This window comes from Ruegeria sp. CDSB086, assembly GCF_059611065.1.
Genome location: NZ_JBXWOV010000005.1, coordinates 130,942 through 146,099, shown reverse-complemented (window position 1 = coordinate 146,099; position 15,158 = coordinate 130,942). Strand labels below are relative to the sequence as shown.

The 15,158-nt window shown below is 56.6% G+C and carries 13 protein-coding genes; 6 read left to right on the top strand and 7 right to left on the bottom strand.

Annotated features, from left to right (window positions below; all coding sequences use genetic code 11):
* Positions 1–8: 8 nt before the first annotated feature.
* Entirely contained in the window at positions 9–770 is a 762-nt protein-coding gene (locus AC2FIO_RS11855; RefSeq protein ID WP_496697814.1) for a DUF6478 family protein, read from the bottom strand.
* Between the two features lie 245 nt (positions 771–1,015).
* Between AC2FIO_RS11855 and AC2FIO_RS11850 the strand changes: the two genes are divergently transcribed.
* From AC2FIO_RS11850 to AC2FIO_RS11835, 4 genes are read left to right on the top strand one after another with little or no spacing between them, the layout of a single operon-like run.
* Entirely contained in the window at positions 1,016–4,114 is a 3,099-nt protein-coding gene (locus AC2FIO_RS11850; RefSeq protein ID WP_496697812.1) for an ABC transporter transmembrane domain-containing protein, read from the top strand.
* A complete protein-coding gene (locus AC2FIO_RS11845; protein WP_496697810.1) occupies positions 4,107–5,003 on the top strand; it encodes a CPBP family intramembrane glutamic endopeptidase in 897 nt (298 codons plus the stop codon). The genes AC2FIO_RS11850 and AC2FIO_RS11845 overlap by 8 nt, the downstream gene beginning before the upstream one ends.
* A 60-nt stretch (positions 5,004–5,063) precedes the next feature.
* Positions 5,064–5,996, top strand: a complete 933-nt coding sequence (accD, locus tag AC2FIO_RS11840; RefSeq protein WP_058272084.1) for an acetyl-CoA carboxylase, carboxyltransferase subunit beta — start codon at positions 5,064–5,066, stop codon at positions 5,994–5,996.
* Positions 5,993–7,267, top strand: a complete 1,275-nt coding sequence (locus tag AC2FIO_RS11835; protein WP_496697808.1) for a bifunctional folylpolyglutamate synthase/dihydrofolate synthase — start codon at positions 5,993–5,995, stop codon at positions 7,265–7,267. The genes accD and AC2FIO_RS11835 overlap by 4 nt, the downstream gene beginning before the upstream one ends.
* Positions 7,268–7,344: 77 nt before the next feature.
* Here the strand turns inward: AC2FIO_RS11835 and zapE are convergent, their stop codons facing one another.
* Positions 7,345–8,403, bottom strand: coding sequence for a cell division protein ZapE (gene zapE / locus AC2FIO_RS11830; protein WP_282169502.1), 1,059 nt, complete (start codon positions 8,401–8,403; stop codon positions 7,345–7,347).
* 146 nt (positions 8,404–8,549) lie between these two features.
* Between zapE and AC2FIO_RS11825 the strand changes: the two genes are divergently transcribed.
* Positions 8,550–9,788, top strand: a complete 1,239-nt coding sequence (locus tag AC2FIO_RS11825; protein ID WP_496697806.1) for an MFS transporter — start codon at positions 8,550–8,552, stop codon at positions 9,786–9,788.
* Position 9,789: 1 nt separating this feature from the next.
* Here the strand turns inward: AC2FIO_RS11825 and AC2FIO_RS11820 are convergent, their stop codons facing one another.
* The 5 genes from AC2FIO_RS11820 to AC2FIO_RS11800 form a co-directional block, all read right to left on the bottom strand.
* On the bottom strand, positions 9,790–10,410 hold the full coding sequence (locus AC2FIO_RS11820; RefSeq protein ID WP_108859718.1) for an HAD family hydrolase: 621 nt from the start codon (positions 10,408–10,410) through the stop codon (positions 9,790–9,792).
* A 143-nt stretch (positions 10,411–10,553) separates the two neighbouring features.
* The gene (locus AC2FIO_RS11815) at positions 10,554–11,009 is read right to left on the bottom strand and encodes a YaiI/YqxD family protein (RefSeq protein WP_496697803.1); all 456 of its coding nucleotides are present in this window, start codon (positions 11,007–11,009) and stop codon (positions 10,554–10,556) included.
* On the bottom strand, positions 11,006–12,463 hold the full coding sequence (sthA, locus tag AC2FIO_RS11810; protein ID WP_496697801.1) for a Si-specific NAD(P)(+) transhydrogenase: 1,458 nt from the start codon (positions 12,461–12,463) through the stop codon (positions 11,006–11,008). Before sthA ends, AC2FIO_RS11815 begins: the two co-directional genes overlap by 4 nt.
* Positions 12,464–12,466: 3 nt before the next feature.
* Positions 12,467–13,300 (bottom strand): S-formylglutathione hydrolase, encoded by an 834-nt coding sequence (gene fghA / locus AC2FIO_RS11805; protein WP_496697799.1) that lies wholly within the window; start codon positions 13,298–13,300, stop codon positions 12,467–12,469.
* Positions 13,301–13,401: 101 nt separating this feature from the next.
* Positions 13,402–14,331 carry an AEC family transporter gene (locus tag AC2FIO_RS11800; RefSeq protein ID WP_496697797.1) on the bottom strand — a complete coding sequence of 310 codons (930 nt, stop codon included), beginning with the start codon at positions 14,329–14,331 and terminating at the stop codon, positions 13,402–13,404.
* Positions 14,332–14,537: 206 nt separating this feature from the next.
* Between AC2FIO_RS11800 and AC2FIO_RS11795 the strand changes: the two genes are divergently transcribed.
* Complete coding sequence (locus AC2FIO_RS11795; RefSeq protein WP_496697795.1) at positions 14,538–15,155, top strand: TetR/AcrR family transcriptional regulator; 618 nt, start codon at positions 14,538–14,540, stop codon at positions 15,153–15,155.
* Positions 15,156–15,158: the final 3 nt, after the last annotated feature.

Here is a 15,158-nt window from a genome sequence, read left to right as displayed (position 1 = left end):
CAATGCTCTCACATGTCGGCGCGGTGGTGGCGACAAAGGGTCAGGTCCCGCAGAACTATGCGGTTCATAGCCGGATTGGTCAGAACCAGATCCAGCCAGATCTTGTCTATACGCCGTTCGTTCAGCGGCAAATTGGCAAGATCGAAATCCAGAACATTCGAACTTGTCGACAAATCAAGAGACCGTGGAACGGAATCAGTGTTTGGGCCGTGCCGAATATTCAATCGCGCGGTCACGTCCAGCGGACGTTCTGTTTCAATCTGGGCATCGACCCGCATCAGGTGCTGCCGCGTCAATCCTTGCACTGCCTCAGGCGGCAAATCCAGCGACACAGAAAGGAATGACCCCGCAAAGCCAAACACTTCGACGCCAAGCCCAAAAGCGGCCAGGTCCTTTTCGTCCATGTTTCGTGCCTGTCGCACACTGATCTCGGATAGAGCGCAGTCATGGAATATCTTTACCTGTTGATCCAACTCGACCTTACGCGGGATTGAGGCGAGACCAGGTCGGGGCAAGGGACCCCGCCACAAATCAGGTCGCCAGCACCAGTCAGTACCCAGCGGCTTGGGGAATTGCTTTGATCCAATCAGGGGCAGCGTTAGTCTTTCGTTTGCTTCCCGTAGCAAACGGTCCAATTGCGCACGCAGTTTGCGCGCCTCGTCGCGCTGTTGACGCAATTGGGGGTTCGTGGCCCCGGCCGCGTCTTGAACGGCCCGTTGCCAACGCGCAATAGTTTTGCGGTGTAGATATCGATCGAGAAGTTTGCCCATGATCCCATCGTCTGAACTTGACCTTCTTTAGTCAAAGACAACGGCGAGGATAAGGCCGAATTGGTGAAATCCGCATAAAACTATCCGACACTAACGTTGTTGTGACTGGGCGGTTTTGGTTGTGTCTGCTAAGGCCCCGATCGCCGTTCTTGCAATCATCTGGGACTGTGCGTACCGTCCGGCACCTGATTGCTTTGGATTATCCGAAAAACCGCGTACTAAATTCTTTGAGGCAAGGCCGGGGCATGGAACCCACACTATTTTCGTTCATCTGGAAACACTCGAAAAAGCAGCAGCTTGTGCTGTTGTTTCTGACGGTGTTGTCGTTTCCGTTTCTCTACGCCTCGCTTGAGCTGCCAAAACAGATCATCAACGACGCAATTGGTGCGCCCAACGATAGCGTTACACTTTTTGGGTTCACCTTCACGCAGGTCCAATATCTGCTTATCCTCTGTTTTGCATTTTTGGCCACTGTAATCGCCAGCGGCTTGATGAAGATGCGCATCAACACGATGAAGGGCATATTAGCCGAGCGTATGCTGCGCCGGCTTCGGTTCACGCTGATTCACCGCGCGATGCGATTCCCGAAATCGTATTTTGCCACCACCAGCCAAGGTGAACTTGTTTCAATGATCACCTCTGAGGCCGAACCGATGGGCGGCCTGATGGGTGATGCGATTGCCCAGCCGGTGTTCCAGTTTGGTCAAATGATGACCATTGTCACTTTTCTGTTCATGCAAAGCGTTTGGTTCGGTCTGGCCAGCATCGCGTTGATTCCGTTGCAGGCATGGCTGATCCCCAAACTGCAGCGCCAGATCAACCTGCTGAACAAGGAACGTATTCAGCAGGTCCGCCACCTCAGCTCAGAAATTGGCGAAAGCGCAGCGGGCATCAGCGATTTGCGGGCCAATGGCGGCTGGCGCTATCGGTTGGCACAATTCAGCCATCGGTTGGGAACCTTGTTCGAGATCCGGTTCAAGATCTACAACAAGAAGTTCTTTATGAAGTTCCTCAACAATCTGATTACTCAGATGACGCCGTTCCTGTTCTATTCGGTCGGTGGCTATCTGGCGATCACGGGTGAGGTGACAGTGGGCGCGTTGGTCGCGGCGCTTGGGGCATACAAGGACCTTAGTGGCCCATGGAAAGACTTGCTGACCTATTACAACCAGGTTCAAGATATGTCTTTGCGCTGGGAAATCGTGATTGAACGTTTTGCCCCGGACAACATGATCCCTGAAGAGCTGTTTGTGGGTGAGCCAGAGTCCATTCCGCATCTCAGCGGCGATATCGAACTGCGCAATGTAACAGTGCGCGATGATGACGGGAAAACCATCCTTGAAGATATCGACCTGACCATCCCCAAGGGTGCCCGCGTTGCTATCCAGTCGTCAAGCGCCGCCGAGCGCGGCGCGTTGGCGCAACTACTGACACGAGAGCTTTTGCCGATACAAGGCAGCGTCACAATTGCGGGTCACGATCTGCTAAAACTCCATCAGACGGTAATTGCGGCGCGGATCGGCTATGCCTATTCGCGGCCCTATCTGTTTGACGGGACTTTGGGTGACAACCTCTTGATGCCGTTGCGAACCCATCCACAACACGAAACCGACGCGAAGAAGGCCCCAAGCCGGTGGCAAATCGAAGCGGTGCGGGCCGGGAACCCTCCGGATTCCCTGTCGGATGAGTGGATCGATCCCGGCCTGGCAGGGTTGGAAGACATCGAGGATATCCGCAACTGGTGGTTCCAGCTGGTCGAGGCGATGGGCATCGACGAATTCATGTTCCGCCGGACATTACGTACCCAGTTCGATCCAGTGCAACATTCTGCCCTTGCACGTGATATCGTAAATCTGCGCGACACGGTCGCGCAGAGGTTGGAAGAAAAAGACCTGGCGCGGTATGTCTATCGGTTCGAACCGGACCGCTTCAACCCGGCTGTACCGCTGGGGGGCAACCTGCTGTTTGCCGCTCCGTCGCGTGATATCTCACCGGATATTCTGGCGGGCGATGATCGGTTCATGTGGATGCTGCGCCATAACGATCTGGATGATGACGCAATGAGCATTGCAAGCGCGGTGCTGGAAACACTGCACCAGACGTTTGGGCGGGACGGGGCAGATCACCCGCTGTTCCTTCGTCTGGGTATGGCCAAGGATATGTTCCACCGTTTGCTTGATATCGAGGATCGGCGCAAAGCCAAAGGGGATGAAGCAATCAGCGAGGGCGAGCGTGCCTTGTTGCTGACCGTTCCGTTCCTGCTGACCGCGGAACAGATCGGGCCTGATTTTCCGGACGAGTACAAAGAAAAGATCTTGGCCATCCGAAGGGGGCAAGCGGAACAGCTTCGTGCCTCGATGGATGGGATGTTCGTTCCGGTCACGCCGGATGCATATATTGAACGCATGACTGTCATGGAAAATGCCCTGTTCGGGCGGGTTTCTTTGATGGCAGGGGCACACACGGATGAAATCGAAGATGTCGTCGCCGAAGCCATGAACGAAGCTGGCCTGCGCCGCCGGGCGGCAGCCATTATCTATGACCTGCCCTCGGGTCTGGGTGGGAATAATCTGCCGACGGTATTTCAGGAACGCGCCGCATTCTCGCGCGCTGGAATCAAGCGTCCTGATGTGTTGATCCTGGACAAAGCTCTGGCCAGCCATGATTCCGAGAGCAGGCTGAGAACCCGGCTGAAACTGCGGGAATTGTTGCCGGATTCAATAATGGTCTTCATGGAGGATTACTTTGCCCATCCCGAAGCCTATGATCTGTTCGTCGAGATCAAGGATGGTCGAATTGACGGCGTCTCGCGGACCCGCCCAGAAGAAGAGGCCAGCTCAACGGATGACCTGAGCCGTAAGCTCAAGATTATCTCGTCGACCGAGCTGTTTTCCGGCATTGACGGTCGCAACCAGCGCCTTCTGGCGTTTTCGGCGCAATGGTACGATGCCGCAGCCGGGCAGATCATCTTCTCCGAAGGGCAAACTCCAGATGCCGCTTATCTGTGTATTTCGGGCGAAGCCGACCTGATCTGGAATGAAGGGAACGGAACCGCGCGTACGATCTCGGTCATCGAGCCGGGGCGTCTGATCGGAGACTTGTCGATTATCACAGGCGAAATTCGGCAATTTGATTTGGTTGCGGTCAAGAATTGTTCGTTCCTGCGCATTGGGGCCGAGGAATTGCGCGCGGTTATTGAAAGTGACGCAGGTGTTGCAATGCAGCTGCTGCAAACGGTTGCCGGCTATCTGACTACGATTTCCGAAAGGCTGAACGCCGCCAATGCAACCTCATTGATCTTCGATGATGACGAGCCGAACCGGGACACGGCCGACAATGCCTGACGCCCGCCCCGGCAGATACATGGCGCATGAACGACTGGTTGCACCTTCGCGCGCACGGCCAGAGCTTTGGCGCCTGCTGGTCGGGCTGACCATTGTTGGCGTAGTTGGCGTCCTGCTCAATTTTCTACTTTTTGGATTGGTTGCGGGTCTTGGGTCCTTGGAGTGGGCTCAAGGCTTGCTGACTGGCGCATCCCCGGTTGCACTTTTGGTGCTACTGGCAAGCTTTGGCTTCATCACATTGGGCGTGTCCATCGCTGCAAAACGCCTACAACACCGAACTCTGAGCTCAATCTGTGGTCCATGGCGCGCGGGCATTGGGCAATTTTGGAATGTTTTTAAGGCATTGCTGGTCGTTGGGATCGTCGTGGCCATCTTGCCGCCATATGGCATGGGCGCAACGCTGACGCAGAATTTGGCACTGTCGACCTGGTTGTTGCTTCTGCCTTTCTCGCTTTTTGCAGTGCTGATTCAGACAAGCGCTGAAGAGGTGCTTTTTCGGGGATACATTCAGCAAAGTCTGGCAGCGCGATTCCGATCGCCGGTTATTTGGTTGGGCGTACCGTCGATTTTGTTCGCGGCAGGTCACTATGCCCCCGGCGCGGCCGGAGACAACGCGCTATTGGTTGCTGTGTGGTCCGGGATGTTCGGCCTGATGGCGGCGGATCTGACGGCACGGTCAGGGACGTTGGGGCCTGCTATCGCATTGCACCTGTTCAACAATATGGTCGCTCTGCTGTTTGTTTCCTTACCCGATGGCTTAAGTGGTCTGGCATTGTATCTGCTTCCTTACGACATGTCGGATACCGGGGCGCTGCGGCAATGGCTGTATGTGGATTTTGCTGTGATGATCGTCAGTTGGCTAACAGCGCGGGTTGCGCTCAGGCGTTGATTGCATTTCTTTCCGTAGCGTCTTATTTGACGTCAAAGCCGCACAAGCCAAGGTTCCGATATGAACTGGATTACAAACTACGTCCGCCCACGGATCAACTCGATCTTCTCGCGCCGAGAAGTGCCGGAGAATCTTTGGCACAAATGCGATGAATGCGGAACCATGCTGTTTCACCGTGAGTTGGCAGAAAACCAGAATGTCTGCACCCAGTGCGATCATCACATGGCGATCACTCCGCGCGAGCGGTTCGATCATCTGTTTGATGGTGGGATCTTTACCGAGGTCGAGGTTCCCGCGCCCAAAGACGATCCGCTGCAATTCCGCGATCAGAAAAAGTACCCCGACCGGATGAAAGCCGCCCAAAAGAAAACGGGCGAGAAAGAAGCGATGCTGGTCGCCCTTGGTGAAATTGGCCGAACCCCGATTGTGGCAGCTGCGCAGGACTTTTCGTTCATGGGCGGATCCATGGGCATGTATGTCGGCAACGCGATCATCGCGGCCGCGCAAGAGGCGGTGAAGCTAAAGCGCCCGCTGATCCTGTTTTCGGCCGCTGGCGGCGCACGGATGCAGGAAGGTATCCTGAGCCTGATGCAGATGCCCCGCACAACCGTGGCAGTAGAAATGCTGAAAGAGGCAAATCTGCCCTACATCGTAGTGCTGACTCACCCAACAACGGGCGGTGTGACGGCTTCGTACGCGATGCTGGGTGATGTCCATATCTCAGAGCCCAATGCGCTGATTTGTTTTGCCGGTCCACGCGTGATCGAACAGACGATCCGGGAAAAGCTGCCCGAAGGGTTTCAGCGTGCCGAATACCTGTTGGATCACGGCATGTTGGACCGTGTGACCAAGCGGACCGAAATGCGCGATGAGTTGATCACCATCACGCGGATGTTGATGAACCAGCCTCCGGCGGTCAAAGGTGATCTGCCAGCGCCCGAATCCGAAGATGCAGTGGCAGAAGCCCCGGCTGAAGACGCGGAAGAGAAATGACCCCTCAGACATCGGACGTCATCCTGGAAAGGATGATGGCGCTGCATCCCAAGATCATTGACCTGACCTTGGATCGTGTCTGGCGTCTGCTGGCCGCGCTGGACAATCCGCAAAACAAACTGCCGCCGGTGATCCACATCGCGGGAACCAACGGCAAGGGCTCGACCCAGGCCATGATCCGAGCGGGGCTGGAAGGGGCAGGGCTGACCGCCCATGCCTACACCTCACCCCACCTGGCCCGGTTTCATGAGCGTATTCGTCTGGCGGGTGAACTGATTTCCGAACCGGATCTGACGGCGGTTCTGGACGAATGTTATGCCGCCAATGGTGGCGAGAACATCACGTATTTTGAGATCACGACCTGCGCGGCCCTGCTGGCTTTTGCCCGGTCCAAGGCGGACTACACGTTGCTTGAGGTCGGGTTGGGTGGCCGGTTGGATGCGACCAATGTCATTCACGACCCGGCGGTGACGGTCATCACGCCGGTTTCAATCGACCATGAACAATATCTGGGCGATACCTTGGGCAAGATCGCAGCGGAAAAGGCCGGCATCATCAAGCCCGGTGTTCCCTGCATCGTTGGCCCGCAACAGGATGAGGCGCTGGAGGTCATTGAATACACTGCCGCGCGTCTGGGTGCACCTTTGTTGGTGCATGGCCAACACTGGCACGTCACCGAAGAAAACGGGCGGCTCGTCTATCAGGACGAAACTGGCCTGCGCGATCTACCGCTGCCAAATCTGTTGGGCGCACATCAGTATCAAAACGCCGGCGCCGCGCTAGCGGTATTGCGTCATCTGGATCTTGGGGAAGACGCCTATGAGGCTGCGGTGACCAAGGCTGAATGGCCAGCCCGCATGCAGCGATTGAAAACCGGCCCGCTGGTCGAACAGGCCCCCGAGGCCGAACTCTGGCTGGATGGCGGTCACAACGCCGCCGCAGGTTTGGCATTGGCCGATCTACTGGCGAAGCTGCCTGCACGTCCAACCCACATGATCTGCGGGATGTTGAACACAAAGGACGTCACCGGGTATCTGGCGCCGCTTGCCGCTCAGGCGCAAAGCCTGACGGCAGTTTCTATCCCGGGTGAGGTCAATACACTGAGCGCCGAAGACACTGCTAAATCTGCCGCTCGGGTTGGGCTAGCAGCGTCTACTGCCAATAGTGTGGCCGAGGCCCTGAAAAAGATTACTGAAGATGACCCGCAGGTGCGGGTTCTGATCTGTGGATCGCTATACTTGGCCGGTAATATTCTGCGCGAGAACGGCTGAAAAAGGCGCATCCGCACAGCTTCATCTGGCCAATATATCCCGGGGGAGTCGCGCAAAGCGCGGCGGGGGCAGCGCTCCTATTGCCCCCAATCCTGATCCTGCATCTCGCGCAGGCGCGACGCGGTGCGTTCAAACTCAAATGTGCCTTCACCTTCGACATACAACATCTCGGGTTCTGCCGCAGCTGAACAGATCAAGCGGACTTTTCCCTCATACAGTGCATCGATCAACGTTACGAACCGTTTGGCTTCGTTAAAATTATTGCGCGACAGGCGCGGGATGTCCTCAAGGACCAGAACTTTGACCTCTTCCGCGATAGCAAGATAATCTGCCGGGCCCAGCATCCTTCCACAAAGGTCGTAAAAACTGGCCCGCGCCACGCCATTTCGAAAGGCGGGCAGTTCTACCGCACGACCGTTGACCTGCAGGATCAGCGGGTCCGCCGTCCCGCCGGCCAGGTCATTCCAGACGCTGCGAATGCTCGCGCGTGCTTCGGGGCCTATGGGTGTAAAGTAAACAGGTGCGCCTTCTAGCCGGTTTTGGCGGTAATCCGTGGGTGAGATCAGCTCCCACACCTCAAGCTGTTCTTTGATATGTGCAATGAAGGGCAAAAATAGCTGACGGTTTAGCCCGTCCTTGTACAGGTCATCCGGATGGCGGTTCGATGTCGTCACGACCACGGTGCCACCTTCATGCAGCAGATCGAACAGACGACCAACAATCATCGCGTCCGTGATATCGGTGATTTGCATTTCGTCAAATGCCAGTACGCGCGCGGACTTGATCACCGAGGCGGCCACCGGAGCCAACGCGTCTTCAACTCCATCCTTACGGGCCTTGTGCATGCCTGCGTGGATTTCCTGCATAAAGGCGTGAAAATGCACTCGGCGGGCGGGGATGTCTGCCAAAGAGTCGACGAACATGTCCATCAGCATGGATTTTCCGCGCCCGACTCCGCCCCACAGATATAAACCTTTGGGCGGCGGCGGGGCTTTTCGAAAGAACCCCCGTTTCACAGGTTCGGCCAATGCCGCCCGGATACGTTCGAAATGAGGAAGAACGGCCTCTTGCGCGTCGTCTCTGGTCAGGGTGCCGTCGGCCACCTGCGTGTCATAAAGCGATATCAAACCCGTCATGTTTTGAGGCATAGCGCCCGGTTTGCCCGTTGAAAAGCAGCCATTTCTCGGGCGCATCAATTTTGCTGATCCGTGACCGCAAAACTCCTGAATTGACGCACAACCTAAACGCGGTAACGTCTGGTTCTTGAACGCCCGAGGACCTAATGCCCCAACACACGCGCTTGCTGAACCCCATCCTGATCGTCGGATGTATCATCATCACCGTCAGTTTTGCCGTGCGCGCATCGTTTGGCGTGTTTCAGATCCCCATCGCAGATGAATTCGGCTGGCTGCGCTCGGACTTCTCGATGGCAATCGCAATTCAGAATTTGGCCTGGGGCATTGGGCAGCCGATTTTCGGGGCCATCGCCGAAAAGGTCGGCGACAGGCGCGCGATTATTCTAGGGGCTCTGACCTACGCGGCGGGTATGGTTCTGTCGGCCTGGTCCGTCACTCCGTTCGAGCACCAAATGTACGCATGGCTTGTGGGGTTCGGTATCGCGGGAACAGGATTTGGCGTGGTCCTTGCCGTGGTGGCGCGGGCATCGTCGGACGAAAACCGCTCCATGTCGCTTGCGATTATCACAGCTGCGGGCAGTTTCGGTCAGGTTCTGGGGGCGCCTACAGCCGAATGGATGCTGAGCTTTATGCCTTGGCAGCAGGTGTTCATTGTATTCGCTGCAGCGATCTTGGCACTGGTGCTGACACTGCCGTTCATGCGCGCCCCTCAGGCTGCCAGTAAAGCAGAGATCGAAGAAAGCATGAGTCAGATCCTGACCAGGGCTTTCCGCGATCCATCCTATACGCTGATCTTTCTGGGCTTTTTCAGCTGCGGTTATCAGCTTGGCTTCATCACCGCACATTTCCCCGCTTTCGTGACAGAGATGTGCGGACCCATACAACCCGGTGGCGTACTGCATTCGATTGGCATCACAACCACATCAGCACTGGGGGCCGTGTCAATTTCATTGATTGGCCTGGCAAATATTGCGGGTACACTGATGGCCGGTTGGGCAGGGAACCATTTCCCCAAAAAATACCTGCTGGCCGGAGTCTATACCGCGCGAACACTCGCCGCGGCGGCCTTCATCGTGTTCCCGATCACACCGCTGTCGGTCATCGTGTTTTCACTGGTCATGGGGTCGCTGTGGCTTGCCACGGTACCGCTGACCTCGGGGCTGGTCGCGCATCTCTACGGACTGCGCTACATGGGAACGCTGTATGGGATCATCTTTTTCAGCCACCAGGTCGGCAGTTTCTTGGGCGTCTGGTTGGGCGGGCGCATGTATGACCAGTACGGCGACTACACTATGGTCTGGTGGATCGGAGTCGCGATTGGGGCTTTCAGTGCCATCGTCCACCTTCCCATTCGCGAAAACCGCCCAACGCCCGTCACCGCCTGAGCTACAGCGCCTCTTCGACCGTCAGTAGACCTTCTTGCAGCAATCGGTCCGCCCAACCCTGTGGGCCGGTAAAGTGGTGCGTCTGCCATCCACGGGCGCGCGCCGTTTCGATATTTTCGAGTCGGTCGTCGGTGAACAAAAGCGCCTCGGGCGGTAGTCCACAATCCGCTTCGACCATTTCATAGATCGGAACATGCGGTTTGACGGTCTGCATCCGTCCCGACACGTATTGTTTGTCGAACTCGTTGAGGAACGGGTAAACCGTCGTCGCATAGTCGAAATTTTGCACCCCGAAATTGGTCAATGCAAAAACCGGCACGCCTTTGGCCCGCAAGGCCCGTTGCAGACGGATCGAGTGGGGGATCTCGGGCGCGGCAAGTTCGATCCACTTGTCGTGCCACATGCGGATTTCATCCCGCCATTCCGGGTATTTCTCGGCCCAATCATAGATTGTGTCAGTGAAGTGATGACCCTGGTCAACCAGGTCGTTCATCCCGTGCAGGTCAACTTCCGAGAACATGGCACGACGGCGCTCTTCCCCGATGACCTGGTCGTAATAGCGTTCGGGTTGCCATTCGATCAGAACATTCCCGATGTCAAAAACAACAGCTTTCACCGACATGTACGTACCTGTCTTCTTGTTCCTTAGTTGGTGCCACTGAACCAAGCGCGACGGGATTGTTCAAGGCACAACCGCAGCGCGCAGCGCTGCCCGGCCCAATTGTCAAAGACGCATCTATGATGCGTCGCTGGCAAGCGGGAGGATTAGCCCCGCTGCGCAGCCCTTAACTCACGTTCCAGGGCGTCCAAAAACCGGGATCGGTCAGCTTTGCCAAAGGGTTTTCCGCCGCCACCCGCGCTCAATGGGTTGGATGCGCGCAAGTCGGCCATCAAATCACGCATGGCCAGTTGCTGGCCGATATTGGCCGCGGTAAAGGCTTCACCGTTTGGACGGAGGACCCGAGCGCCGGCCTCAACACATTTTGCGGCCAGCGGGATATCCGAGGTTACCACTACGTCCCCTGCGCCGCATCGTTCGGCGATCCATTTGTCTGCCTCATCCGCACCCTCAGACACGATGACCACCTGCACCAATGGGTTTGCAGACGGCCGCAAGCCACCGTTTGACACCAGTGCCATCGGAACTTTGTGCCGGGTTGCAACCCGTTCAGCCTCGGCTTTCACGGGGCAGGCATCGCCATCGATATAGAGCGTCGTCACGCTTTCCCGGCCTTCTTCTCGGTCTTTTCAGCGGATTTCTTGCGCACTTTGAACTCGTCCGGGATTGGCATCCGATTGAATGCATCCAAACCAGCGATCTTATAGGCCTCGGCAAGGGTTGGATAGTTGAACGTATTCTGCACGAAGTAATCCACCGTGCCCTTCAGATTCAGGACTGCCTGCGCGATATGGATCAACTCTGTCGCACCTTCGCCCACGATCTGCACGCCAAGCACCCGGCGGGTTTTCAGTGAAAACAGCATCTTCAGCATGCCGTGCTCCAACCCCATGATATGCCCACGCGAAGTCTCCCGGAACCGCGCCACGCCGACTTCGTATGGGATGCCGCGTTCTTGCAGTTCCTCTTCGGACATGCCGCAAGTTGAGATCTCGGGGACCGAATAAATGCCGTAAGGATACCAGGGACTTTCCGGCAGGGTAGGGGTTTCCAGCGCGTGACATGCAGCCACACGGCCCTGTTGCAGCGAGGTTGAGGCCAATGATGGGTGCCCAATCACATCGCCAGTCGCGTAGATATGCGGCACTGCAGTTTGATACGTCTTGCGATCCACGTCGATCCGATTGCGATGATCGGTTTCCAAGCCAACGGCCTGCAGGTTCAATGCCGATGTCGCCCCCATGCGCCCGGCGGCGAACAGTAGCATCTCAGCTCGCACGTGGCGGCCATTCTCGAGAGTCACTTCGACATGGCCCCCAGCGTCTTCTATCTTTTGAACGGCTGAGCCCAGACGTAGGTCCACGCCGTTTTCGCGGATCTGATGGGTGAAATCATGGATTAGGCGGGTGTCGATGAAATCTAAGAAGGTTTCACGAGGTTCGATTAACGTCACCCGAACGTCCAATGCCGAGAACATGGTGGCGTATTCCACGCCAATCACTCCGGCACCTATCACGACCAGCGAGCGCGGGATCTCTGCCATCTCAAGAAAGTCGTCACCGTCCACAACGGTCTTTCCGTTGAATGGCACATAATCCGGGCGATAGGTTTTTGTTCCGGTTGCTATCAGGAACTTGGCCGCCGTAAGTCTCGTTGTCTCACCGGCATCAGTGGCAACCTCAATCTCGTGAGGCCCAACGAATTTAGCCAACCCGTTCAGGGTCTCCACATGGTTGCGGTTGAATTGGTGTTCCAGCACGTCAACTTCATGATCCAGCGTCATATGCAGACGTGCCTTCAGGTCTTCGGCCCGGATCTGATCTTTGACGCGGTACGAGCGGCCATAGAAGCTGCGCTCGCGCCAGCCGGACAGGTTTAGTACCGTTTCACGCAGGGTCTTTGATGGGATCGTGCCGGTGTGGACGGATACGCCGCCGAACCGGTCCTTGCGGTCAATCACCAATACGCGTCGTTGCAACTTGCCCGCTTGAATTGCGGCCGATCGACCCGAAGGGCCGGACCCAATGATAATCAGGTCATAGTCGTATTTGCTCATGCCTCAGTCTCCGTACAGCGCCTCGGCGTGGAAGGTGATGTGGTCTTCCATGAAGGTCGACACGAAGAAGTATGAGTGGTCATAGCCTGGTTGAAGACGGAAGATTGCCTGCTGACGACGTTCCGCTATCGCCTGCGCCAAAGTTTCGGGGCGCAACAGGTCGATGAATTGGTCATTCGCACCAGTGTCAATCAGAATAGGGCCGTCAAAGCCGATTTCTTTCATCATGACCGAGGCATCGTGTTTGGCCCATGCCGTCTGATCATCGCCTAGGTAGGCGCTGAGTTGCTTGCGACCCCAATCCGCACCCGTCGGGTTTGAAATGGGTGCGAAAGCGGACACAGACCGGAAGCGCCCCGGCAGGTTCATAGCCAGTGTCAACGCTCCGTGCCCTCCCATCGAATGTCCGGTTATGGCCTGACGCTCCGCGTCGATTGCGAAGTTTTCGGTCAGCAAAGCAGGCAATTCTTCGGCCACGTAATCCCACATATTGAAATGCGGCGCCCAAGGCTGCTGCGTGGCGTTCAGATAGAACCCGGCGCCCTGGCCCAGATCGTAATCATCGTGATCGGCAACACCCTCACCACGCGGCGAGGTGTCCGGGAAGACCACCGCGATGCCTTGTTCAGCCGCCCAGGCCTGCGCGCCTGCTTTTGTCATTGCGTTTTCATGGGTGCAGGTCAGGCCTGACAGATACCACAAAACCGGAACCGGGCCGTCTTTGGCCTCGGCCGGCAGGAATAAGCCAAAGGTCATGTCGCATTGGCAGGCAGTCGAGGCGTGGCGGTAGACGCCCTGAACGCCTCCGAAACATGCATTTTCCGAAAGGGTTTCCATTTGGTTTCGTCCTTACGTTGGGTTTGCGACATGGCTATCCTTACACGCTCGATACGTAAAGGCTGAGCGGCTTTGGTGTGCCATTTTTCACAAGGCTTGGATCAGGGCGTTCCGACCCATGCGATGACCAATGGCACCGTCAGAATGCTGGCCGCTGTGGACAGTAGTATCGCAGCTGATGCACGGTGCGGGGCCACCCTGTAATGGGCGGCCAGCATATACACGTTACCCGCCACCGGCAGTGCCGCGGCGGCGATTGCGACAGAAGCAGGAAATGCTGCCACGGGCAAAATCCAAATCAACACAACGGCAACGCAGACAGGGTGAACGACAAGTTTGCAAAAGCTCAGCCAGCCTGCAATGTGAACGCGTTCGGCGGATTTGCTGGCCAGAGAAGCTCCGATAGCGAACAGGGCACCCGGTGTGGCTGCCCCGCCCAGAATTGTCAGGAAATCGTTCAATGGGACAGGAACAGGAATCTGCAACGCGGACCAGAGCATTCCCGCCGAGATCGAAACGATCATCGGATTCTTGATCAAACCGATCCCGATCAGTCGGAAGGTTGCAGGCGTCAACCGCCCGTCGCGCCCGCCATTTATCAGGATGACGATCAGGGATGAAAACACCACCAGATCAACCGTCAGAACCAGCATAACCGGGCCAATCGCGGCTTCGGTAAACAGCAGCGCCAGCATGGGCAGGCCCAGAAAACCGACATTGCCGATGGCCGCGCATTGCGCCTCTACCGCTGCGGTCGGGATATCAAGCCGACGTATCCATGCGACAACCGTTGCCAGGGCGTACACAGCGGCAGTGCCCATCAAGTACCCAAGGACCAACCTGGCATTGAATATTTCAGCAAAAGGCAGAGTGGCCGCAAAGCGGAATAGCATGGCCGACAGCGCAAAATAGAAAACGAATTTCGTCAGGTAGGCGGTGGCTTCTTCCGAGAAAAACCGGCTGCGCCCGGCCCAGTATCCCAGGCCGATGATTGCGAAAAAAGGCAGTGTGCGCAGGAAGATATCAACCATGCGCAAATTGGTAGCACGGAATACGCAAGCCGCAAGCCATGTCGGTTCGTTTGTGGGCGTCAAGTCCCAACGTTGCCAAGAAACTTAAAGGATCAATCGCAAACCTGACGTCACCCATGTTGCCAGATGCCTGCTAATTGTGCGAATTGTTGTATCTGAACTGAACGGTTTATACATTTGTCACCCAAACGACCGAAGGAGAGCACATGACCGAAGCAGCCGTCATTCTGCGAACAGGCCGAAAATTTGATCAGGTCCTGCGCGGAGCCCGAGAGGTTTTCATGGCGGATGGTTTCGAAGGTGCAAGCGTCGACGACATCGCACGCGCTGCCGGGGTGTCGAAGGCGACGCTCTACAGTTATTTCCCGGACAAACGCCTGCTGTTCATGGAAGTGGCGCAGGTCGAGTGCAGGCGAATGGCCGAAAACGTCGTGGCGATGGTCGACGACTGCAAGCCAGCGCGCGAAGTTCTGACTATCGCGGCGACGGAACTGACGACTTTTTTAGTCTCGGACTTCTCGCAACAGATGTTCCGCATCTGCATCGCCGAGCGTGACCGGTTCCCCGAGCTGGGCCAAACATTTTATGAGGCCGGGCCGCAGAACGGTCAGCGCCAGATGGTCGAGTATCTGGAAAAGGCAGTCAACAAGGGTGAGTTGGCCATCGACAACCTGCAATTGGCAGCCGAACAGTTCAGTGAACTATGCAAGGTTCGGATTTGGACCCGCGCTGCCATTGGCGTTCAAAAGAGCTTTTCCAAAGCAGAGTTGGATGCAATTGCGACGCAGGCCGTTGATATGTTCATGGCGCGATACGGCGTCTAACCT

What these genes read in the sequence shown, in the direction of transcription:
- AC2FIO_RS11855 (WP_496697814.1), bottom strand. Translation starts at nt 770, where the DNA reads ATGGGCAAACTTCTCGATCGATATCTACACCGCAAAACTATTGCGCGT.
- AC2FIO_RS11850 (WP_496697812.1), top strand. Translation starts at nt 1,016, where the DNA reads ATGGAACCCACACTATTTTCGTTCATCTGGAAACACTCGAAAAAGCAG.
- AC2FIO_RS11835 (WP_496697808.1), top strand. Translation starts at nt 5,993, where the DNA reads ATGACCCCTCAGACATCGGACGTCATCCTGGAAAGGATGATGGCGCTG.
- AC2FIO_RS11845 (WP_496697810.1), top strand. Translation starts at nt 4,107, where the DNA reads ATGCCTGACGCCCGCCCCGGCAGATACATGGCGCATGAACGACTGGTT.
- AC2FIO_RS11795 (WP_496697795.1), top strand. Translation starts at nt 14,538, where the DNA reads ATGACCGAAGCAGCCGTCATTCTGCGAACAGGCCGAAAATTTGATCAG.
- zapE (WP_282169502.1), bottom strand. Translation starts at nt 8,403, where the DNA reads ATGACGGGTTTGATATCGCTTTATGACACGCAGGTGGCCGACGGCACC.
- sthA (WP_496697801.1), bottom strand. Translation starts at nt 12,463, where the DNA reads ATGAGCAAATACGACTATGACCTGATTATCATTGGGTCCGGCCCTTCG.
- fghA (WP_496697799.1), bottom strand. Translation starts at nt 13,300, where the DNA reads ATGGAAACCCTTTCGGAAAATGCATGTTTCGGAGGCGTTCAGGGCGTC.
- AC2FIO_RS11800 (WP_496697797.1), bottom strand. Translation starts at nt 14,331, where the DNA reads ATGGTTGATATCTTCCTGCGCACACTGCCTTTTTTCGCAATCATCGGC.
- AC2FIO_RS11820 (WP_108859718.1), bottom strand. Translation starts at nt 10,410, where the DNA reads ATGTCGGTGAAAGCTGTTGTTTTTGACATCGGGAATGTTCTGATCGAA.
- accD (WP_058272084.1), top strand. Translation starts at nt 5,064, where the DNA reads ATGAACTGGATTACAAACTACGTCCGCCCACGGATCAACTCGATCTTC.
- AC2FIO_RS11825 (WP_496697806.1), top strand. Translation starts at nt 8,550, where the DNA reads ATGCCCCAACACACGCGCTTGCTGAACCCCATCCTGATCGTCGGATGT.